This is a genomic window from Hymenobacter latericoloratus, from assembly GCF_014199535.1.
Lineage (GTDB): Bacteria > Bacteroidota > Bacteroidia > Cytophagales > Hymenobacteraceae > Hymenobacter > Hymenobacter latericoloratus.
Map to the genome: position 1 here is coordinate 13,443 of NZ_JACHNV010000007.1, position 19,517 is coordinate 32,959.

Sequence of the window (19,517 nt, forward strand, 5' to 3'; positions counted from 1 at the left end):
AATAGTTGAACCTGAGTAAGGTGAACGGCAGGGTTGCGCCTTAGTCAGGGGGTAGGAAAATCGTCTGGCTCTTGTCATAACCCAGCGGCGCCTACCCCTGCCTGAGGCGTCAAGCCTTCCTCTTGCCCGGGAAAGCCGGAGGAGTATCTTTGCCGCCGCCGTTCCCGCCCCGGGAACCCCGTGTACCGCATGATGCCAGCCAAGCTGATAGGAAACCGCCCGTGTTGTTGTCGCCCCACCGCGACCTGCTGACACCCTGTGCCCGCGGCTACCCGCCGCCCGTTTCCTTTCGCCTTCCTGCGCTACTGCATGACCTCCTCTACTCTGGCTACCTCGCCCGCGAGCCTGGTGCGCGGCATTCGCCGCTGGGATTTTGTCGCCCTCATCATCAATATCACCATCGGGGCCGGCATTCTGGGGCTGCCTTCCAAGCTCTACGCCCTGGTAGGCGCTTATAGCCTGGTGGCTTACGGCGTGAGTGCCGCCATTGTCACGCTCATCATTCTGTGCTTTGCCGAGGTCAGCAGCCGGTTCAATGGCACCGGCGGGCCCTACCTCTACGCCCGCGAGGCCTTCGGGCCACTGGTGGGGTTTGAAGTCGGGTGGCTGCTGTGGATTTCGCGCCTGGCTAGCTTTGCCTCCATTTGCAACCTGCTGGTGAGCTACGCGGCCTACTTCTGGCCGGCGGTAGGGGCGGGGCTGCCCCGGTTCGGCCTCATGGCCGGGCTTATTGCAGGGCTGACGGCTATTAACTGGGTAGGCGTGCGCACGGCCTCGCTCGTGAACAACCTGTTTACCGTGAGCAAGCTGGTAGTATTGGGCCTGTTTACGGGGGTAGGGCTGTTCTTCGTCGATTGGCAGGCCTTCTCATTTGCCGTGCCGCCTACTTACGTCAGCTTTTCCAGCGCCGCGCTGCTGCTCATTTTCACGTTTTCGGGCTTTGATGTGGCTGCCATTCCGGCCGGCGAGATTCAGCAGCCCCAGCGCACGGTACCGTTTGCCTTGTTTACGGCCATTGCCACGGTAGCGGGCTTATTCGGGCTGGTGCAGGTGGTGTGCATCGGCACGCTGCCGGGTCTGGCTGCCTCGGAGCGGCCCCTGGCCGATGCCAGCCAGCAGTTTCTGGGGCCGGCCGGTGGGGCCTTTATTGCCGTGGCCGCCCTGCTCACGGCCCTGGGCACCCTCAATGCCCTCATGCTGACGGGCCCGCGCCTCTTGTTTGCGTTGGCCGAACAGGGGCAGATTCCGGCCGTGTTTGGCCGCCTGCACCCGCGCTACCACACGCCCTACGTGGCCCTGCTGGTATCGGCGGCCCTGAAGCTGGTACTGGCCGTGTCGGGCACGTTCATCTACGCCCTGACCCTGAGCACCATCATCCGCTTGGCCTATTTCGCCCTGACCTGCGCCGCCCTACCCGTGCTGCGCCGCCGAAACCCGGCGCAGCCGGCCCCTTTCCAGGTGTGGGGTGGGGTAGTAGTGGCTGTGCTCTGCGTACTGCTCTGCCTGTGGCTACTCTCCAACAGCGCCGCCACCGAGGCCCGCGACGTAGGCATTGCCGCCGTAGTCGGGCTGGGGCTGTACTTTCTATCCCGGAAGAGGAAGCCGTCGGTTGGCTGATTGTGGGGCTACCCATTGGCTTCAGGAAAACTCGTTGTCATGCTGAGCAGCGCGAAGGACCGCTTCCTCTGATTAATTAGATGACCTAGTGGTGTCAACCGCTCCATAGCTCAGGGTTTAAACCCTGGGCTAGTGAACCACAACGAAGCGGGAGAGATGCTTCGCGGGGCGGACGCCAGATCAAGCATGACATTTTCTGTTTACGGTTTACTATCGACCTCCCTTTTACACACCAGTCCTACCCACCTAAAATGCCTCTTTCCCTCCCCATCACCACCGTGCCCATCCGGACCCCGGAGCGGGTGGCTGAAATATCCTGGTTTGATGACCTCTGCGGCGGCGACACCCAGTACCTGAGCGTACTCGATGGCGCCTACCGCAGCTCCTGGGCCCACTGCCGCGACATCGTGCTGAAATCGGAGCAGCTGGGTTACTCCAATATTCTGCTGCCTACCTCCTACACCGTGGGGCAGGATGTCATGACGTTTGCCGCGGGCATAGCGCCCCAAACTTCGCGCATCAACCTGCTCACGGCCATCCGGACCGGTGAAATTCACCCGCCCATGCTGGCCCGGGCCCTGGCCTCCCTGGACCACATGCTGGAAGGCCGCCTGACCATCAACATCATCAACTCCGACCTGCCGGGCTTGCGCGAGGACCCGGCCCTGCGCTACCAGCGCTGCGCCGAAACCATCGAAATTCTGCGCCAGGCCTGGACCCATGAGCGCATTGTGCATAAGGGCGAGCTGTACCAGTTCGATATGCCCGCTGACCCCGCCAAGCCCTACCAGCAAAACGGCGGTCCGCTGCTTTATTTCGGGGGCACTTCGGAAGGCGCCCGGGAGGTATGTGCCCAGTACTGCGACATGTTCCTGATGTGGCCCGAAACCGAGGAAATGCTCTACGAAACCATGCAGGATATGAGCGCCCGCGCCGCCCGCCACGGCCGCCGGATCGACTTTGGCCTACGCATCCACGTCATCGTGCGCGAAACCGAGGATGAGGCCCGCGCCTATGCCAAAAAGCTCATGTCGAAGTTTGACCCGGTGAAGGGCGCCGAAATCAAGAGCCGCGCCCAGGATTCGTGGTCGTTGGGGGTGCACCGCCAGAACCAGCTGCGCGAGCACGCCGATATGGAAGGCTTCGTGGAGCCCCTGCTCTGGACCGACATCGGCAAGGCCCGCTCCGGGGCTGGCGGGGCCCTGGTCGGCAACCCCGACCAGATTGTAGAAAAGCTGCAGCGTTACATGGATATGGGCTTCCGGGCCTTCATCTTCTCCGGCTACCCTCTGCTGGACGAAGCCGACTACTTTGCCCGCTACGTGCTGCCGCGCCTGCCCAACATCAGCATGCCCGATTACCAGGGCCGCCGCCCCGCCACTACCCCCGTCACGCCCCTAACCACTGCGCCGCTGAAGTAGGGAGAGATGAGCTATAATGTATCAGGAACGTCCTGTCGAGCTTGTCGAGACATCTCGCGTGCTGACGTCTGAATTACTACCTCAACATCAGCGTGCGAGATGTCTCGACAAGCTCGACAGGACGTTCTGGTAGATAAGTAAAAGGCCCGATGCTGCTAGCAGCGTCGGGCCTTTGTTTTACTCAAACCAACGGTTTATAGATTGCCGCGCAGGGCCTGCTCCCGTTCAATGGCTTCGAACAGCGCCTTGAAATTGCCTTTGCCGAAGCTCTTGGCGCCTTTGCGCTGGATGATTTCATAGAACACCGTGGGGCGGTCTTCCACGGGCTTGGTGAAGATCTGCAGCAGGTAGCCTTCCTCGTCGCGGTCCACCAGCAGGTTCAGGGCCTTGATGCTTTCCAGGTCCTCATCAATAGCCCCGATGCGCTCCAGCAGGTCCTCGTAGTAGGTAGCCGGCACGGTCAGGAACTCCACGCCGCGGCGGCGCAGCTCCGTCACGGTGGCCCGGATGTCCTTGGTGGCAATGGCAATGTGCTGCACGCCGGGCGAGTGGTAGTAGTCGAGGTACTCCTCAATCTGCGACTTTTTCTTGCCTTCAGCGGGCTCGTTGATGGGGAACTTCACGTAGCCGTTGCCATTGCTGACCACCTTGCTCATCAAGGCCGAATACTCCGTGCTGATGTCATCGTCGTCGAAGGTCAGCAGCAGCTTGAAGCCCATGACGTCCTCGTAGAACTTCACCCACTGGTTCATCTCGCCCCAGCCTACGTTACCCACGCAGTGGTCCACGTGCAGCAACCCTACTACCTCGCCCTGGGGCACGGTACCGGTTTTGGCTACGAAGCCCGGCATGAAGGCGCCGCGGTAGTTGCTGCGCTCCACGAAGGTGTGAATGGTTTCGCCGTAGGTATAAATGCCCGCCAGCGTTACCGAGCCGTTTTCATCCTCAATAGTATACGGCTCGAAGGCCGGCTTGGCCCCGCGCTTGGTGGTTTCCTCGAAGGATTTGCGGGCGTCGTCCACCCACAGGGCCATCACCTTCACCCCGTCGCCGTGCTGGGCTACGTGGCGCGTGATGTCGGAGTCGGGCAGCAGGGAAGTGGTCAGTACAAAGCGGATTTTATTCTGCTGCAGCACGTAGCTGGCCCGGTCGCGCACCCCGGTTTCGGGGCCGGCGTAAGCCACCAGCTCAAAGCCAAACGCGGCCTGGTAGTAGTAGGCTGATTGCTTGGCGTTGCCCACGTAGAACTCGATGTAGTCAGTGCCATTGAGGGGCAGAAAATCGTGGGCGGGCTGGGCCTGCACGGCCGGTGAAGTCATGGTTTCCATGGGCGGAGGGGGTAGGGTGGGGTAAGTGGATTGCCTGGGTAAAAATACAGGTTTAGGCTAAATCATGCCCGGCCCCTTGCTGGGTTTGTTTCCCGCTTCCTACCCCCTGCACAAGGGCCAAAGGCCAACACCCAAGGTGCGCTTACTGACTTGGCAACAGCAGATCAGCCGGGCGGCTTAGACGCGGATGGATCATTCTTCGTAGAATTGAGCCAAAAGGCGGAGAAGGCATACGAAACTGCTAAATCCTCTTCACCTTTGTAGCCATAACCCATTGCTTTACGCTTATGAATTCGGAAGAGCTAAACCGCGCCCTCGTGGCCCTCATCGAGAAGAAAGCCGAGTTGCAGACCCTCACCTATGATGATGCCCGCTACGATGACGTAGAGGAAGAGCTGCACGACCTGGAAGACGATTTCAACGAAGAATATGGCTCCTTCCTGGAGGCGGCCCTGGAGAAAGTGCACGATGCCCTGGGCTCCGACACCGATGTGCTGCTCCCGACCGCCTACCTTCCCGTGAATACCAGCGGCAAGCCTACGCCGAAGGAAGGCGTCTGGATTGACTCCGAGAAATACTCCGGCAAAGAAGCCCGCCTGACGCTGGTACCTAACCCCACGCGCCTGGTGCTCACGGTGGGCAAAGCCGTGCAGGAAGAGGTTTGGAAAGCCTAAACGGCACCACCCGTACCCAAAAACAGGTCGTTTGGTATCACCGGTGCGTGATGCCAAACGGCCTGTTTCTCTTTTCTGAATAACGACCATGCTCTACCGCATTGCCGAACCCACCGATTGGGAGCAGGCCCAGCAAACCGGCTTTTTCGCCAGCCCCGACCTGACCGCGGAAGGCTTCATCCATAGCTCCGAGCAGCACCAGATTCTGGAAACCGCCCGGCGCTACTACCCCGGGCGCGCGGATTTGTGGCTATTGGAGTGGGATGAAGACGTTCTGGCAGCAGCTGGGGTGCGCGTAGAGCGGGAGTGGGTAGAGAGCCGGCAGCAGCATTTCGCGCATGTATTTGGGCCGGTGCCGCTTCAGGCTATCCGGCGGGTATGGCCCCTGGGCGCTGACGCGGCGGGCGAGTTTCAGCTGCCGCCGGAGCTAGCGGGATAAGAGTTGGAATTATTATTGCTTAGGATATATACTATATAGGTACGGCCTAATTGTACACAGACTGGCCGGGCTGCCACTACTCCAACTACTTTGCTTATTGACTTCAATGGCTACTTTATCTACGCTTATCCGCTTGGTGCTACCTGCTGTGGTAGCGGCCAGCCTAACGGCCTGCACGGCCACCTCCTTTCTGAGCCTAACGCCCGCCCGGCCCGATGGCCCCTGGGTGAACGGCCACCCTACCAGCCTGACCCAGCACCCCGACAGCGTGCAGGTGCGCGTAGGCTTTATTCGCTACGAGCCAACGGCATTGGTGTTTGAAACGGAAATCAGCAACTACTCCGACCGACCCATTCAGGTAGCGCCCGCAACCTTCTACTACCTCATGCTGCCCCCCGATACGGTGGCAGAGAAGCAGTTGGCCAAGGGTATCTTCGAGAGCCGGGTGCCGGCTCTGGATCCGGAAGTGCAGTTGCAACAGCTGGCCGCCAAGCTGGATAAACAAGCTGCTAAAGCAACCAACGTAAGCTGGTTTGAGATTCTGACCACCGCTACCCACATTGCCGAAGATGTAGCCAGCATCAAAAAGAAGGAAACCGCCGAGCAGGTTGCTGAGCGCGACTCTCGCCACCAGAGCGACGATGCCTACTTCGAGGAGCAGCGCGAACAACACGCCCAGCAAGCCGATCAGCTGTACAGTCAGCAGCAGAGCCTGAAGGCCACGGTGCTGCGCAAAACCACCCTGGAGCCTGGCCAGCGGGCGGTAGGGCAGGTGCATTTTCCGCGCCGAGACTACGCCCAGCGGCTGCGGCTGGTGGTGTTCTTTGATGAACGCCCGGTGCAGTTTGACTTCACCCAAGCTACCCCTTCACGCAAGTAGCTTCCTGTTTCTTAATGCAAACAGCCCCGCCTACCAAGGTAGAACGGGGCTGTTTTGCACGTAGAAGGAGGCGCCTACTTCATAGACACGGGCAGCTCCAGGTTTTCCCAGCGCAGCACCAGGCCCTTGGGCGTTACCTCGTACACCAGCTTTTCCTGCAGGTTGGCGGCTTTGCGGGGGGTAGCGGTTACGCGCAGGGCGTCCTGCTTCTCATCGTACTTATAAGCGCCCCACTGCTGGGCGGTTTTGTTGAAGATGACCGTCCACTGGTTTTCCGTCGGGATGGTGAACAGGCTGTAAGTGCCGGCCGGCAGGGTTTTGCCTTCTACTTTCAGGGGTTGGTCGGTGGTGAAGGTGGTGGCCTCGTTGGCGCCTGCGCGCCACACCTGGCCGTAGGGCACCAGCGGCGAGCCCCAAATGGTGCGGCCTTTCACCGAAGGGCTGCTGTAGGCTACGGTTACGTTGGCCTTGCCAATTTTGCCGGTAGCCGTAGCGGGTGGGCTGGGCCGCTTGGCTGGGTCGTCCTGGCCCTGGGCGAAGGAGGTGTGAGCCCACAGCAGGCTCAGGAGCAGTAGAAAAGAGAACGTGCGAATTGATTTCATGGGGTAGGAAATGTGATGATGGAAGAAACAGACAGCCGCTAAACCGGCTCGGCTGCATTAAGTTAGAAGACCAGCCAAACCCTACCCCACCCAAACGCCCAAATGCCCGGCAAAAGCATTGCTTCGGCCGGGCATTCGGTATTTTCTCATCGGGTTTTAGCGGAGCCCTACACGAACTCGGCCAGCTCCAGCCACCGCTCGCCTTTGCTGTCCAGGTCGGCATCGGTGCGCTTCAGCTGGGCGGCCCAGTCGGCCAGCTCCTGGTGGGAGCCGGTGCCGGAGTTGAGCTTCTCGATGAGCTGCTGCTTCAGGGTTTCCAGCTGCTCCAGCTCTTTTTCCAGCGTTTCGTATTCCTTCTTCTCCGCGAAGGTAGCCTTGCGCTTGGCCGGGTTGGGCGCCGCCGTGGGGGTAGGGGGCGCGGCTACCGGCGCGGCCGAAACCGTGCCCTTGGGCGGACGGGCCGCCGTTTCGGCGTCCTGCTCCTTCTGCCACTCGCGGTAGTCGGTGTAGTTGCCGGGAAACTGCCGGATGTTGCCGCCCGGCTCCAGGGCAAACACCTGCTCCACCAGCGCATCCATAAAGTACCGGTCGTGCGACACGATAATCAGGCAGCCCTGGAAGTTGAGCAGGAAATCTTCCAGAATGTTGAGCGTGATGATATCGAGGTCGTTGGTCGGTTCGTCGAGAATCAGGAAGTTCGGATTCTTGATGAGCACGCGCAGCAGCTGCAACCGACGCTTTTCGCCCCCGCTGAGCTTACTAACCAGCGTGTACTGCTGGGCCGGCGGAAATTGGAAGTGCTGCAGAAACTGCGAGGCCGTCACGCTGCTGCCGTCGGCCATTTCTACCACTTCCGCTACCTCCTTCACAATGTCAATCACGCGCTGCGAAGGGTCGAAGTCCAGCTCCGTCTGGGTATAGTAGCCGAACACTGTAGTCTGGCCGGCATCCACTACCCCCGAGTCGGGCGCGAGCTTGCCCGTGAGCATGTTCAGCAGGGTGGATTTGCCGGCACCGTTGGGGCCCACCAGACCAATCCGGTCCTTTTTCTTGAACACGTAGCTGAAATCATTCAGCACCACCTTGCCCCCAAACTGCTTGTGCAGGTGCTCCACCTCAATGATTTTGCCGCCCTGGCGCGTGGTTTTCACCGACAGCTCCATTTCGGGGCCTTTTACGCGGCCCTTGGCTTTCTCCTGGGTTTCGTAGAAAGCGTCGATGCGGGCTTTTTGCTTGGTGCCGCGGGCCTGGGGCTGGCGGCGCATCCACTCCAGCTCCTTGCGCAGCAGGTTGCGGGCCTTTTCCACCTCGGCGGTTTCCATCTGCTCCCGCTCCGATTTCTTTTCCACGAAATAGGAGTAGTTGCCCTGGTAGCGGTGCACGCGGCCCTGGTCCAGCTCCACAATTTCGTTGGCCACCTTGTCCAGGAAGTACCGGTCGTGGGTTACCATCAGCAGGGTAAGGGTAGGGGAGGCCAGCCGGTTTTCCAGCCACTCAATGGTGGCCAGGTCCAGGTGGTTGGTGGGCTCGTCGAGGATGAGTACATCGGGTTCCTCAATCAGCACGCGGGCCAGGGCCACGCGTTTGCGCTGCCCGCCTGAAAGCTTGCTCACGGGCCGCTCTAGTAAGTCGCCCAGAATGCCCAGGCGCCCCAGAATTTGCTTTACCTGCGCGTCGTAGTCCCAGGCGTTGTAAGTATCCATCAGCTCCATTACCCGCTGCAGGTCGGCGGGGGAGTGGTTGGGGTCATTCACCACGTGCTCGTAGTCGCGGATAGCGGCCAGGGTATCGTTTTGGCTGGCGAAAATGGTTTGCTCTACATTCAGCGACTCATCGAACACCGGCTGCTGCCCCAGAAAGGACACCCGGATGTCTTTGCGCACGCTCACCTCGCCCGTATCCGGCGGCTCCAAGCCGGCCAGAATACGCAGCAAGGTGGTTTTGCCCGAGCCGTTGATGCCCACCAAGGCCACGCGCTGCCCCTGTTGCAGCCCAAAGTTTAACTCCCGGAACAGCCACCGGTCGGCGTAATTTTTCGAAAGATTCTCAGCAGAAAGCAGATTCATACCGCAAAGGTACGAGTTGGGGAAGTGGTGAATTCGTGAAATTGTGAGTTTGCTGTTCTAGCGGGCCGAATTGCGGCATTTGCGCATGCTGAACAGCAAATTCATCACTTCACAATTTCACCACCTTATACACCCGGCACCGGAAGCCACACCGCTGAAGCTGCTCCCGCATGGCCGGACTGAAACCTTCGAACCCGTAGGCCGGCAACGTCAGGAAGTGGGGAGCGTCGAGCACGGGCTGGTGCGCCGCTGGCAGCCGCACGGGCTGGCAGTCGGGGCTCAACAACGGATACAGAAACGTGCAGTTCACCAGCACCAGCGAATCGGGAAGGGCAGAGCCTGTCTGGGGCCTGCCGGGAGGTACAGCGTAATTAAGGGTTGCGTTGAGGCCGCCCTCGTTCAGGTAGCGCAGGCGGCCGGGAGCTACCCCCGGATAGGCGGCCAGCACATCGCGCGGGTAAGCCAGCGCGAAGTAGGTCGGTACAAAGCGGGCTAACCCCCAGAAGGCGGCCGCAACCAGCCCCGCCGCCGTCAGTTGCTGCAGCCGGCGGGGGCGGATCAGCTGCAGGGCGGAGCCGGCGTACAAGGCCAGAAACGGCAAAAAAAAGTGAGCTATCCGCCCGTAGAACACCAGGGTGTGCGCAAAGTAGCCCAGGCAGGCGTGGCCCAGCCAAGCTGCTATGGGCACTGCCGCCACCACGCGCGTAACCGGCCTGGCGTAGCGGAAAAGCAGCGCCCACAGGCCCGGCAAGGCCGCCAGCAGCAGCAGGGCGCCCGTCAGGCCCTCTACCTGCCAGAGGTAGCGGGGCAGAAAGGAGAAGCCTTCGGAAAAGTCGCCCTGAATGACGGTGGCGGGCAGGTGCTGCAAGGTGCGCAGGTAGGAAATATGCCCGAAGCGGGTCAGCACTTCCAGGGGCACCACTACTACCCCCGCGCCCGTTCCGAACCCCAGAAGAGCCCGTTTCCAGGCGGCCAGGGGCAGGCTAGCCAACAGCAGCGCCCCCGGCAGCAAAGGCGCGAAATAGTAGCCGGGATACACGGCAAATGCCAGCAAACCCAGCCCCCCGGCCAACAATCCGCTACGCCAGGGGCTGCGGACCGCGGCGGCCGGGGCTGACAGCAGCACCAGTGCCAGGAGCACTACGCCCAGGGCCGTATCATAAGGCAGCAGGTGGCGCACGTACAGCTGGGTGCTACTCAGGGCCGAGTACACCACCAGCACCACCGAGGCCGTAGCGGCGGGCAGCCAGCGTCGGGCCAGCCGCCACAGCAGCGCCATGTTCAGCAGCAGCACCACCCAGTTCAGGAGTTGCGGCACCAGCAGGGAGGTAGGGGAAGCAGGGGGAATCTGCCAGAAGCGGTGCAGCCCTACCTGCACCAGGGCCACGGGCAGGCGCAACAGCGCATCGGCGGGGCGGCCCTGGGTGTTGGCTAGGTGCAGGCAAAGCCGTTCCACATCACCCCGGAAAATGGCCTCTACGGCTTCCACGGACTTCAGATGCCGTTCTTCATCGGGGAAAGCCAGGGCGCCGCCCGCCTGCAGAGCGCCTAGCCGAATAAGCAGAATAACGAGCAAGGGTAGCCCCGGCCAGAGCCACCAGCCCCGCCCAAAACGGGCCGGGGCAAACACATTGGGCATACGCAGTACCATCGGGCCGCTACCTGGCGCGGGAGCGGCAAAGAAAGCCCAAAGATGCGCAGTCAGCGCCAAGGGAAGAGCCGGCCGCCACCGGAAAGCAGCCCGGGCGGCTATATCACGCGCACCCGGTCGCGGTTGGTGTCGTCGCGCAGGATTTCCAGGCCCCGGTAGGCCAGAGGACGGCCGGTGTTGTGGGTTAAAGTGCCGCCATCGGCGTACAGGTGAGCCACATCGAGCACCAGCTGAGTGTATTTTCGTTCGCCCAGCTCAATCGCAACGGGGCGGCCTTGGCTGGAGTCGAAGGTGGCCAGGGCCTGGTCAATTTCTTCCAGAATTCTACTCATAGCTCAGGACAGGACGGGTGATGGCAGGAAATATATAAACTTGTCAGGATTGTGCTGCTGCCCGCCGCGTATTCTTCCCTGCTCAACCCTCGTACCTTCGCCGCGCTATGGCATTACTTTCTTCTGACCTGACCACGCGCCCCATCGGTGTTTTCGACAGCGGCATCGGGGGCCTCACCGTGGCCCGGGCCGTCAGCCGCGTGCTGCCCCACGAGCGCCTGGTGTACTTCGGCGACACGGCCCACCTGCCCTACGGCGACAAAAGCACGGCCGCCATTCAGGCTTACGCGGTCAAAATCTGCGACCTGCTGCTTAAGCAGCAGTGCAAAGTGATTCTGATTGCCTGCAACTCCGCCTCAGCAGCGGCCTACGAGCTGGTGCGCGAGTACGTAGGCTCCAAGGCGCGGGTGCTCAACGTTATCGACCCCATCGTGGCGCACGTCGGGCAGCAGTACGCGGGCCGCGTAGTGGGCCTGATCGGGACCAAGCAAACGGTCAACAGCAACGTGTACCGCAAGAAAATAGATGATCTTGATGCGGGCGTGCAGCTTCGGAGCCTGGCTACGCCCCTGCTGGCCCCCATGATTGAGGAAGGCTTTTTTGATAACTCTATTGCCGGCAACGTCATCGAAACCTACCTGTCGAACCCGGCCCTGGAGGACATCGAGGCCCTGGTACTGGCCTGCACCCACTACCCCCTCATCAAGCAGCAGATTGCCGCCTTCTATCAGGGGCAAAAAGAAGTGCTGGATGCCTCCGACGTGGTGGCCGCCCACGTGCAGCGCTACCTGACGGAGAACGGCCTGGCCGCCCGGCCCGGCAGCGGGCCACCGGTACATCATTTCTACGTCTCGGATTTTACCCGATCTTTTGAGGAAAGCACCCGTATTTTCTTCGGGCAGCAAGTGCACCTGGAGCACTACCCCCTCTGGGAGTAAGCCGGGGCGGCCGTGGGGGCAAAACCTGCGGCTGCTTTTCCCTGGCCGCTACCAGCTGCCGCGGGCCCACCCAACCCGTCCGGCGTCCGGTGGGGGCTTACTACCTTGCCGGCTGCTTTCTAACCCTTAGCCCTACCTCATTCGCCATGAACAAACCCTACTACCCCCTCCGCGACTGGCGGCGCAACGTGCTGCTGGTGGCCGCCGCTTCCAGCCTTGGCCTGCTGCTGCCCGCCTGCTCCGACAATTCCGCCAACCAGGCCCAGACCACGGAGGGCGACTGGAGTCGTGCCGCCGACTCCTACTCCGAAGGTGTTATCACGGAAATGACCGAGGTAAAGCCCGGCGAGTGGAAAATCACGGCCGAGCGGCCCGCCGGCAAAGAAGAGGTAGCCGCCGTGCTGCGGCACTTTGATGGTAAGGTGGATACCCTGCAGGGCCAGGCCCTGCAGCGGCAAATGCAGGAGTACAGCCGCGTAAATCCGGAAAACCGGGTGGGCGGCACCAGCATGATGGACGTGCTCATGTGGGGAGGCATTGGCTATATGGCCGGCCGCTTCCTGACGCCTAATGTGGGCGCTTATGCCAACCCCGGCCTGATTCAGCAAAACAACGGCTGGCGCGCCCGCGTCGCTAACGAGCGGGAGCAGGGGCGGGGCTTCTTCGGGCGAGGATTTTCGGGTAGCCGCACCTCCCCCGCATCCTCGGGCATCCGGCCCAGCACCACCGTTACGCGCAGCACCGGCTACGGCCGCAGCACCATCCGCAGCAGCGCGCCCAGCTCGGGCCGCAGCTCTGGTTTTGGGAGCCGTGGGGGTAGCCGCGGGTTTGGGGGGTAGGGCCCGGGCCCTTACCGCAAAAACCGTTGGTTATTTTCTTTACCTGTTTTTCGTGTGCTGATGCAGAATCAGATCAAGCTGCTACCCCTTGCGGGTAATGTGGAGCCGGCCGTGCGGGCCCTGGGCTGGGAGTGGGCCGTGGAAGAAGCCTGCCAGAACTATGTAGCCCGCGAAGCCGTGCAGCTGCCCGAAGCCACCGCCGATGAGCTGCTGCAGGCCGCTGATACCCTCTACGACCTGCTGGTGCAGTCCATTCCGGACCCCATTCCGGATGCGCTGCTGCGGGAGCTGTCCATCCCCGGCGTGCTGTGGGAGGCCGTGCGCCACTCCTGGAACGACGAGCGGCACTGGCACCTGTACGGCCGCTTCGACCTGGCCCAAACCCCCGATGGCCCCAAGCTGCTGGAGTTCAACGCTGATACGGCCACCAGCCTGCCCGAAACGGCCGTGGTGCAGTGGGCCAGCCTGGTAGCCGCCGGCCTGGCCGACGAAGACCGGCAGGCCAATGGCCTGGTGGAGGGCCTGCAGGAGCAGCTGCGGCAGTGGCTGATGCTGAACGAAGACCTGGAGCCCAGCCTGCTGCTGGTGCATTTGCCCGGTAGCGCCGAGGACGCCACCAACTGCGCCGTGGTGATGGAAGCGGCCCTGACGGCCGGCTTCGCGCAGGTGCACATCTGCCCCGTAGATGATATGCAGGTGGCCACCCAGGGTGAGGAGCGCGGGGTATGGGCCCAGACCGGACCGGAGGAATGGCAGCGGTTCGGGTTTGTGTTCAAGCTGGTGCCCTGGGAGCTGCTGGCCGAGGAGGAACCCGACCTCACCCGCAACCTGACGGATCTGCTGCGTAGCCGTGACGTTATCATTGCCAACCCGGCCTACTCCCTGCTGTTCCAAAGCAAAGGCATGCTGGCTTGGCTCTGGCGGTGTTTTCCGCACCACCCGCTGCTGCTGGAAACGGCCGCCACAGAACTCGTGGGGCACCAGGTGCGCAAGCCGGTACTGGGCCGCGAGGGCCAGGATGTAGCCGAACTTGGTGGCGCGGCTGGCCCCGTGCTTCCCGAGCCGGGCGAATACGCTGCCCAGCCCGTCATTTATCAGCGCTTTGCGGAGCTGCCGCACGATGAGGCCGGCCGCCTCTACCAGGCCGGTGTATTCTGGGCCGGGCAGGGTTGCGCCATCGGCTTCCGACGCGAAGCGGGGGTTATAACCAACCTCTCGGAGTTTGTGCCGCACGTGCTGGCATAAGCTGTGCCGGCGTGGGGCCTTGTAAGCCCGGGAGGGGGTAGCGTGGGCAGGCTTAGCTGCATGGCGCTTTCAGGTGGAAGTAGCCACTTCTTACAGTTGCCGTCCAGCCCAATGGCCGCGCCCGGTTCCATGGATGTCTTCCCGCGAGGCCGCTGGTGCCGGCTGGGCAAGGAGTTGGGTGCCTTCGCGTTAATTCCAGAAAAGCCCCTGCCACTATTGGCGGGGGCTTTTGCATTATTGAACTGCCAGAGCAACAAACAACGGAAGTTGAATTATTTTGATTTAGTTAAATATCAACATGAATAAATTCAAATAATAGATTTATTACTTGTATTATTTTTGTAAATATTTACATTTATGCCACTAATTCATTTCTGTTGCTGAGTTCTGCTTTTTAAGCTTAACTCAGCTTCTTCTCCCGGTTCATTTTTGGTTTTTACCTGATACGCGCATGGCCGCCGCTACCAAGCCTCAGTCTCAGCCACCGCAGCCCATCTTTTGGTGGCGTCCCTGGATGATGGCCCTGGGCTGTATCCTGCTTCTGCTGTTGTGCCTCGCGTCCGAAAGCTACGCCCAGGCCGAGCGCAAACGGCCCGCCCGGGCCGATGCTACCGGCAAGTCCGGAGAGCAGGTACCAACCCGCGAATCAACCTCCGGGGCTGAGTCGCCCCGCAACCTGGAGGAAAACCTGCGGCTGCTGCTGCGCCTCGATTCCCTGCAGTCGGCCCGGCGCAAGGTGGCCGCCGGCGCCGAAACCAGTGAGCTGGTGATGGACCAGTCCATTACCAAGCCCGGGCGCGACTTCTACGATTTGTTCTATAGTCAGTGGGAAGCTCCGGCCGATGTAAAGGAGTACACCATCATCATTGGGGAGAAGCCCGGCCGGGCAAACTCCACTTTCGTAACGGTGCGCGTTAACGACAACGACTTGCTGGAATTCCCGCTTCAGCCCAATTACGACATCATTCAGGAAACCGCCCGCGAAGCCATCGGCTACGTTCAGGACTACCTGGTGCAGCAGCTCAACCTGAGCCGTCAGCTGGAACGGGGCGAGCGGGTCAGCACGGAGCTGTACTAACCCGCCTTTCCACTGCCACCAAGTCCTGTCCGGCCTTCTTTCTGCTACTCACCCTTCCTTCCCGCCTATATGAAGCACCTACTTTTACTTATCTGCGGCTTGTTTCTGCACGTAGCGGCTGCCTCCGCCCAGGATTTCGTGTACGAACCCAAAAACCCGGCTTTCGGGGGCGGCAACACCTTCAACTACTCCTGGCTGCTGAGCGCCGCGCAGGCCCAAAACTCGATTGACGACCCAAGCGCGGCCGCCGCGAAAACCTCCTTCCAGGTTGATCCGCTCAAGCAGTTTGAGCAGAGCCTCAACCAGCAGATTCTGGGGCAGCTGGCCCAGAAGCTGGTGGGCAATAAGTTCGGTAACGGCAACACATTGCAGGAGGGCAACTACACGGTAGGCAGCTACCAGATTGCGGTAACGCCGAATGGCGGCGGTTTTAGTATTCAGATTACTGACGCTAACACCGGCAACCAGACGACTATTACTATTCCTAGTCTGTAAGCATTAACCCAGCACCATCATGCGAGTTTTTCTCTCAGGCTGCTACGCGCTGCTACTGAGCCTGGTAGGCTGTGCCCCTTACTTTCACCAGCCCCTTACCACCGAAAAAGCCCGACTAGGAGCGGAGGTACGCGCTATCAGCGACCTGAAGCAGTTGCCTGACCCCCCCAAAGACCGGATTGTGGTAGCCGTGTACAAATTCCGGGACCAGACGGGCCAGTACAAACCCTCGCAGGCCGGTTCCAGCTTTTCTACGGCCATTACGCAGGGCGCCACCAGCATTTTGCTGCGGGCCCTGGAAGAGTCGCGGTGGTTTAACCCCATTGAGCGCGAGAACCTGGGTAACCTGCTCAATGAGCGCAAGATCATTCGCTCCAGCCGCGCCGAATACCAGGAGCTGACGGGCAAAAAAGAGCCCATGCTACCCTCGTTGCTGTTTGCGGGCGTAATCCTGGAAGGTGGTATTATTTCCTACGATGCCAACATGGTAACGGGTGGGGCGGGCCTGCGCTACTTCGGAGCCGGCGCTTCGGGCCAGTACCGGCAGGACCGCGTTACGGTGTACCTGCGGGCCATCAGCACCAGCACCGGCGAGATTTTGAAAACGGTGTACACCAGCAAAACCATTCTCTCGCAGCAGGTAGATGCCAGCTTATTCCGGTTTGTAAACTTCAAGCGCCTGCTCGAAACCGAAACCGGCTTTACGTATAATGAGCCCACGGAAATGGCCGTTAAGGAAGCCATTGAGAAGTCGGTGCAGGCGTTGGTGTACGAGGGAATCCGGGACAATTTGTGGGTGCCGGGCAATCCGGCGGAGCGCAACGGGGCTGGCATCACCCAGTATTTCCAGGAAAAGAATGAAAACCAGGATATGGATGTGCTGGGCCGCGTGCAGCGCGACCGGCGCGCGCAGCTGGGCCTTGGCCTTAGCGGGGCCACGGTGCGCTACGTCGGCGACCTGAAAAACTCCCAGCTGCGGGCCAACGGCCAGCTGGCGGTGCACTACCAGCCTACCCCGGCCGCCAGGCTGGGCGCCGTTTTTCACCTGGGCCGCTTCGAGTTGGGCGCCGGCGACTATTTCCGGCAAACCTTTAACTATGCGGAGCTGGCCGCTCACTACCGCATTTTTCCGCGCGACCGGTTTACCCCCTATCTGCTGCTGGGCGGCGGCGCCACCACGCGCGCCGACCAAAGTGTAGGGGCCAGAGTGCTACCCCACGTACTGGGCGGAGCCGGCGTAGAAGTGCTCCTGACTGATAAGGTAGGGCTCAGCCTGGGGAGCGACGCGCGCTACTACTTCTCCGACAACCTCGACGGGATTCAGCTGGGCAAATACAACGACTACTTCTGGACGGCCCGCCTGGGTGCAACCTTCTACTTTGGTCGTACTCTCAAGCTAGCCAGTGGAAAGTAGCCAGACACTGAAGAGACAATAGAAATTTACCATCAGGGTACAATTTCAATTCTGCAACGAACTGAAAGACAGCGGTTAGTGATGTATGTAACTATATAAATAAAAAATTTAACTATTCTTTTCAATTGACTATTGACTTTTAACTTATTCAATATATATTTGTACTGTTCCTCCGGAGGGAATAAGAGTTTATTAAAAAAGTCTCACCCTTCCCAACAACCTCAATTCCCCAATCCATGAAAAAGGTATCTTTCCTCGTAGCTGCACTGTTGGCCACTGGTGGCGCTTTCGCTCAAGGCAACATCCAAACCTCTTCGCAGACCGGTACCGACCACGGTGTATATGTAACGCAGACTGGCTCCGCCAACGAAGCCTACACCACCCAGGCCGACCTGCGCAACAAAACGTACCAGACGCAGTCGGGTACCAGCCAGCTTGCCGTATCGGACCAGCGCGACAATGACCAGCAGGCTTACCAGACCCAGTCGGGCTCCAATAACTCGGCCTACGTGAAGCAGGGCGACAATAAGCCGATTGATGGTAATAACCAGGCCTACCAGACGCAGTCGGGCAATGACAACCGCGCCAGCTCTACGCAGCTGAGCGGCAGCAACATCTCGGTGCAAACGCAGGAAGGCTCGCGCAACCAGGCCGATATCTTCCAGAGCGCCAGCGAAGGGAACCAGGCCTACCAGACCCAGACGGCCGCCGCTGGCTACCCCGGCAGCCCTTCAGACAACCGCGCCAACATTCTGCAACTCGGTACGAACAACATCGGCAGCCAGATTCAGCGTGGTAATGAAAACACGGCCAACATCAGCCAGACTGCCGGTGCCAGCGGCAACCAGGCTTATCAGGATCAGGGCAATAACGGTGGTGGCAGCTACCGCTCATCAGCCTCCATCGCCCAGACCGGCAGTGGCAACACCGGTGTGCAGAATCAGCGTCTGGACTACCACAACGCGGTGATTGAGCAGTCGGGCACCGGAAGCGTGGCCATACAGGATCAGGACGGCGCTGGGTTCTTTGTAACCCCGGGCAACACGGGTTACATCAGCCAGAACGGTACGGGCGGACACATTGCTACCCAAACCCAGTCGGGCTCGGGCAACCAGGCTACTACTCTGCAGGGCCTTTCCGGCAACCAGAGCTACGTAACCCAGTCGGGCACCAACAACATGAGCGTGGTGTCGCAGAACCGCTAGTAGCGTACTTTTCCGGGGCGGATCATTCCCCATCTGCCCAATTACTTGGTAGCATCTCGCGGTACCTTCCGGTCTGTGAGATGCTATCAGTTTTTTAGAGCTATCTGTTATTTGTATTTTTTAATTAAAAAATTAAACTTATCTTTATGAGGTCGGATTATATCCGCCCCTTATTTCCGGGCCCCGACCGTACCTATTCGCTTCTTATTTACTTCTCTCATTTAAGTCTGTTTGCTCATGAAACGAAGTATCTGTGGGCTTATGGTAGCGCCTGCGCTACTGCTGTCCTTCTCGGCGCAAGCCCAGAGTGAAAACCAGGAAGGCAAGAGTGCAGAGCAAGTCCTGATTGAACAATTAGGAGCCCAGCCGGTGGCAACGGAGAGCACAGCCTTGCCGGTTGCCAACCGCACTACCTTGGTGCAGGTGGGAGCCAGCAACGAAGCCATACTGCGCCAGAGTGGGGTCAATAATGTGATTAACGCCTCGCAGAGTGGCGTGCTGAATCAGTATGAAATTATTCAGAACGGCGTAGCTAACTCCGTTAACTCCCTGATTGTGGGCAGCAACACCTCATCGGCCATTCGGCAGGAGGGAGACTACAACAAGGTAGAGCAGGAGTTGCGGGTGGATGGCCGCCAGTACACGGTGCAGCAACTGGGTAGCAACAACGAGCTGACCCAGCGCGAAACCGGTTCGGCCGCGCCGGCGGGGTACAATATCAAGATGCAAGGCAATGGCATTCGGCTCACTATTGAGCAGGGTGTCAGAACCTTCCAGCCCTAAGCCGGGGCCGGGCAACTGGCAGCTACGCCAGTTGCCCGGCCTTATGCGCTTTTGCCCGCCGGCTGCCCCGTTTTGTTCTGCTTGCATCCATCTCACCTCCCGCACCTATGCTTTCCTACTGGTTTTGCCTGCTGCCGCTTGCCACTGTTTTATCCGGCTTATCTGCCTGGTCCGGCCCTGCCGATTGTCAGGCTCGTCTTACTACCCAGCAACAGGGCGGCATGCTTCTGATTACCGGTTTCTGCCGCAACCAAACCCCGAGCCCCTTGCTGGTCCGGTACGAGCTGCTTACCAGCCGGCGCGGGGAAAGCGGCAGCACGCAAAACACCCAAATGGGCAGCTTCACGGTGGCCCCCGCCCAGGAAAAAGCCCTGTCTCAGACTAGCGTAAGCTTTTCCGGCTCCGATGAGTGCCAGGTGCACCTGCGGCTGTTCAATCAGCAAGGCCACCTGCTGGCCCAGGACTCCCTGACGCACTACCCCGCTAACAGCCACTAAGTACTTCCGCGCC

General features: G+C 60.4%; 20 protein-coding genes. 15 read left to right on the forward strand and 5 right to left on the reverse strand.

Going from position 1 to position 19,517, the window contains the following annotated elements:
- Positions 1 to 309 precede the first annotated feature (309 nt).
- Complete coding sequence (locus GGU46_RS18035; RefSeq protein ID WP_183404967.1) at positions 310 to 1,617, forward strand: APC family permease; 1,308 nt, start codon at positions 310 to 312, stop codon at positions 1,615 to 1,617.
- A 251-nt stretch (positions 1,618 to 1,868) separates the two neighbouring features.
- Positions 1,869 to 3,038 carry an LLM class flavin-dependent oxidoreductase gene (locus tag GGU46_RS18040; protein WP_183404968.1) on the forward strand — a complete coding sequence of 390 codons (1,170 nt, stop codon included), beginning with the start codon at positions 1,869 to 1,871 and terminating at the stop codon, positions 3,036 to 3,038.
- A gap of 194 nt (positions 3,039 to 3,232) precedes the next feature.
- On the opposite strand, the gene hppD is transcribed toward GGU46_RS18040, so the two are convergent.
- Entirely contained in the window at positions 3,233 to 4,366 is a 1,134-nt protein-coding gene (gene hppD / locus GGU46_RS18045) for a 4-hydroxyphenylpyruvate dioxygenase (RefSeq protein ID WP_183404969.1), read from the reverse strand.
- Positions 4,367 to 4,653: 287 nt separating this feature from the next.
- Here hppD and GGU46_RS18050 point away from each other — a divergent pair, with 287 nt between their 5' ends.
- From GGU46_RS18050 to GGU46_RS18060, 3 genes are all read left to right on the forward strand, one after another.
- A complete protein-coding gene (locus GGU46_RS18050) occupies positions 4,654 to 5,040 on the forward strand; it encodes a hypothetical protein (RefSeq protein ID WP_183404970.1) in 387 nt (128 codons plus the stop codon).
- 88 nt (positions 5,041 to 5,128) lie between these two features.
- Positions 5,129 to 5,479, forward strand: coding sequence for a DUF952 domain-containing protein (locus GGU46_RS18055; RefSeq protein ID WP_183404971.1), 351 nt, complete (start codon positions 5,129 to 5,131; stop codon positions 5,477 to 5,479).
- 106 nt (positions 5,480 to 5,585) lie between these two features.
- A complete protein-coding gene (locus tag GGU46_RS18060; protein ID WP_183404972.1) occupies positions 5,586 to 6,359 on the forward strand; it encodes a hypothetical protein in 774 nt (257 codons plus the stop codon).
- Positions 6,360 to 6,433: 74 nt separating this feature from the next.
- On the opposite strand, the gene GGU46_RS18065 is transcribed toward GGU46_RS18060, so the two are convergent.
- The 4 genes from GGU46_RS18065 to GGU46_RS18080 form a co-directional block, all read right to left on the reverse strand.
- Positions 6,434 to 6,961: a DUF2911 domain-containing protein gene (locus GGU46_RS18065; protein ID WP_183404973.1), complete on the reverse strand. Its 528-nt coding sequence runs from the start codon at positions 6,959 to 6,961 to the stop codon at positions 6,434 to 6,436.
- Between the two features lie 167 nt (positions 6,962 to 7,128).
- Positions 7,129 to 9,027 (reverse strand): ABC-F family ATP-binding cassette domain-containing protein, encoded by a 1,899-nt coding sequence (locus tag GGU46_RS22660; protein WP_183404974.1) that lies wholly within the window; start codon positions 9,025 to 9,027, stop codon positions 7,129 to 7,131.
- 109 nt (positions 9,028 to 9,136) lie between these two features.
- Positions 9,137 to 10,678, reverse strand: coding sequence for a hypothetical protein (locus GGU46_RS18075; protein ID WP_215906389.1), 1,542 nt, complete (start codon positions 10,676 to 10,678; stop codon positions 9,137 to 9,139).
- A 98-nt stretch (positions 10,679 to 10,776) separates the two neighbouring features.
- On the reverse strand, positions 10,777 to 11,010 hold the full coding sequence (locus tag GGU46_RS18080) for a hypothetical protein (RefSeq protein WP_183404976.1): 234 nt from the start codon (positions 11,008 to 11,010) through the stop codon (positions 10,777 to 10,779).
- Positions 11,011 to 11,117: 107 nt separating this feature from the next.
- On the opposite strand from GGU46_RS18080, the gene murI reads away from it, so the two are divergent.
- The 10 genes from murI (at position 11,118) to csgH (ending at position 19,504) form a co-directional block, all read left to right on the forward strand.
- Positions 11,118 to 11,948: a glutamate racemase gene (gene murI / locus GGU46_RS18085; RefSeq protein WP_183404977.1), complete on the forward strand. Its 831-nt coding sequence runs from the start codon at positions 11,118 to 11,120 to the stop codon at positions 11,946 to 11,948.
- 146 nt (positions 11,949 to 12,094) lie between these two features.
- Complete coding sequence (locus tag GGU46_RS18090; RefSeq protein WP_183404978.1) at positions 12,095 to 12,787, forward strand: hypothetical protein; 693 nt, start codon at positions 12,095 to 12,097, stop codon at positions 12,785 to 12,787.
- 60 nt (positions 12,788 to 12,847) lie between these two features.
- Positions 12,848 to 14,032, forward strand: coding sequence for a glutathionylspermidine synthase family protein (locus GGU46_RS18095; RefSeq protein WP_183405094.1), 1,185 nt, complete (start codon positions 12,848 to 12,850; stop codon positions 14,030 to 14,032).
- A gap of 60 nt (positions 14,033 to 14,092) precedes the next feature.
- On the forward strand, positions 14,093 to 14,338 hold the full coding sequence (locus GGU46_RS21915) for a hypothetical protein (RefSeq protein WP_215906390.1): 246 nt from the start codon (positions 14,093 to 14,095) through the stop codon (positions 14,336 to 14,338).
- 145 nt (positions 14,339 to 14,483) lie between these two features.
- Complete coding sequence (locus GGU46_RS18100) at positions 14,484 to 15,110, forward strand: CsgE family curli-type amyloid fiber assembly protein (RefSeq protein ID WP_183404979.1); 627 nt, start codon at positions 14,484 to 14,486, stop codon at positions 15,108 to 15,110.
- Between the two features lie 69 nt (positions 15,111 to 15,179).
- Positions 15,180 to 15,605, forward strand: coding sequence for a curli production assembly/transport component CsgF (locus tag GGU46_RS18105; protein WP_183404980.1), 426 nt, complete (start codon positions 15,180 to 15,182; stop codon positions 15,603 to 15,605).
- A 19-nt stretch (positions 15,606 to 15,624) separates the two neighbouring features.
- Positions 15,625 to 17,019 carry a CsgG/HfaB family protein gene (locus GGU46_RS18110; RefSeq protein WP_183404981.1) on the forward strand — a complete coding sequence of 465 codons (1,395 nt, stop codon included), beginning with the start codon at positions 15,625 to 15,627 and terminating at the stop codon, positions 17,017 to 17,019.
- Between the two features lie 236 nt (positions 17,020 to 17,255).
- A complete protein-coding gene (locus GGU46_RS18115; RefSeq protein WP_183404982.1) occupies positions 17,256 to 18,224 on the forward strand; it encodes a hypothetical protein in 969 nt (322 codons plus the stop codon).
- Positions 18,225 to 18,461: 237 nt separating this feature from the next.
- Complete coding sequence (locus tag GGU46_RS18120; protein ID WP_184094108.1) at positions 18,462 to 19,007, forward strand: hypothetical protein; 546 nt, start codon at positions 18,462 to 18,464, stop codon at positions 19,005 to 19,007.
- Between the two features lie 107 nt (positions 19,008 to 19,114).
- Positions 19,115 to 19,504 (forward strand): curli-like amyloid fiber formation chaperone CsgH, encoded by a 390-nt coding sequence (csgH, locus tag GGU46_RS18125; protein WP_184094105.1) that lies wholly within the window; start codon positions 19,115 to 19,117, stop codon positions 19,502 to 19,504.
- The last annotated feature ends 13 nt before the right edge of the window (positions 19,505 to 19,517 follow it).

Excerpts from the sequence above, each read along its gene's own strand:
- murI (WP_183404977.1), top strand. The coding sequence starts at position 11,118 with ATGGCATTACTTTCTTCTGACCTGACCACGCGCCCCATCGGTGTTTTC.
- GGU46_RS18115 (WP_183404982.1), top strand. The coding sequence starts at position 17,256 with ATGAAAAAGGTATCTTTCCTCGTAGCTGCACTGTTGGCCACTGGTGGC.
- GGU46_RS18050 (WP_183404970.1), top strand. The coding sequence starts at position 4,654 with ATGAATTCGGAAGAGCTAAACCGCGCCCTCGTGGCCCTCATCGAGAAG.
- GGU46_RS22660 (WP_183404974.1), bottom strand. The coding sequence starts at position 9,027 with ATGAATCTGCTTTCTGCTGAGAATCTTTCGAAAAATTACGCCGACCGG.
- GGU46_RS18040 (WP_183404968.1), top strand. The coding sequence starts at position 1,869 with ATGCCTCTTTCCCTCCCCATCACCACCGTGCCCATCCGGACCCCGGAG.
- GGU46_RS18035 (WP_183404967.1), top strand. The coding sequence starts at position 310 with ATGACCTCCTCTACTCTGGCTACCTCGCCCGCGAGCCTGGTGCGCGGC.
- GGU46_RS18100 (WP_183404979.1), top strand. The coding sequence starts at position 14,484 with ATGGCCGCCGCTACCAAGCCTCAGTCTCAGCCACCGCAGCCCATCTTT.
- GGU46_RS18065 (WP_183404973.1), bottom strand. The coding sequence starts at position 6,961 with ATGAAATCAATTCGCACGTTCTCTTTTCTACTGCTCCTGAGCCTGCTG.
- GGU46_RS18080 (WP_183404976.1), bottom strand. The coding sequence starts at position 11,010 with ATGAGTAGAATTCTGGAAGAAATTGACCAGGCCCTGGCCACCTTCGAC.
- GGU46_RS18055 (WP_183404971.1), top strand. The coding sequence starts at position 5,129 with ATGCTCTACCGCATTGCCGAACCCACCGATTGGGAGCAGGCCCAGCAA.
- GGU46_RS18105 (WP_183404980.1), top strand. The coding sequence starts at position 15,180 with ATGAAGCACCTACTTTTACTTATCTGCGGCTTGTTTCTGCACGTAGCG.
- GGU46_RS18075 (WP_215906389.1), bottom strand. The coding sequence starts at position 10,678 with ATGGTACTGCGTATGCCCAATGTGTTTGCCCCGGCCCGTTTTGGGCGG.
- csgH (WP_184094105.1), top strand. The coding sequence starts at position 19,115 with ATGCTTTCCTACTGGTTTTGCCTGCTGCCGCTTGCCACTGTTTTATCC.
- GGU46_RS18110 (WP_183404981.1), top strand. The coding sequence starts at position 15,625 with ATGCGAGTTTTTCTCTCAGGCTGCTACGCGCTGCTACTGAGCCTGGTA.
- GGU46_RS21915 (WP_215906390.1), top strand. The coding sequence starts at position 14,093 with ATGGCGCTTTCAGGTGGAAGTAGCCACTTCTTACAGTTGCCGTCCAGC.
- GGU46_RS18060 (WP_183404972.1), top strand. The coding sequence starts at position 5,586 with ATGGCTACTTTATCTACGCTTATCCGCTTGGTGCTACCTGCTGTGGTA.
- GGU46_RS18120 (WP_184094108.1), top strand. The coding sequence starts at position 18,462 with ATGAAACGAAGTATCTGTGGGCTTATGGTAGCGCCTGCGCTACTGCTG.
- GGU46_RS18095 (WP_183405094.1), top strand. The coding sequence starts at position 12,848 with ATGCAGAATCAGATCAAGCTGCTACCCCTTGCGGGTAATGTGGAGCCG.
- GGU46_RS18090 (WP_183404978.1), top strand. The coding sequence starts at position 12,095 with ATGAACAAACCCTACTACCCCCTCCGCGACTGGCGGCGCAACGTGCTG.
- hppD (WP_183404969.1), bottom strand. The coding sequence starts at position 4,366 with ATGGAAACCATGACTTCACCGGCCGTGCAGGCCCAGCCCGCCCACGAT.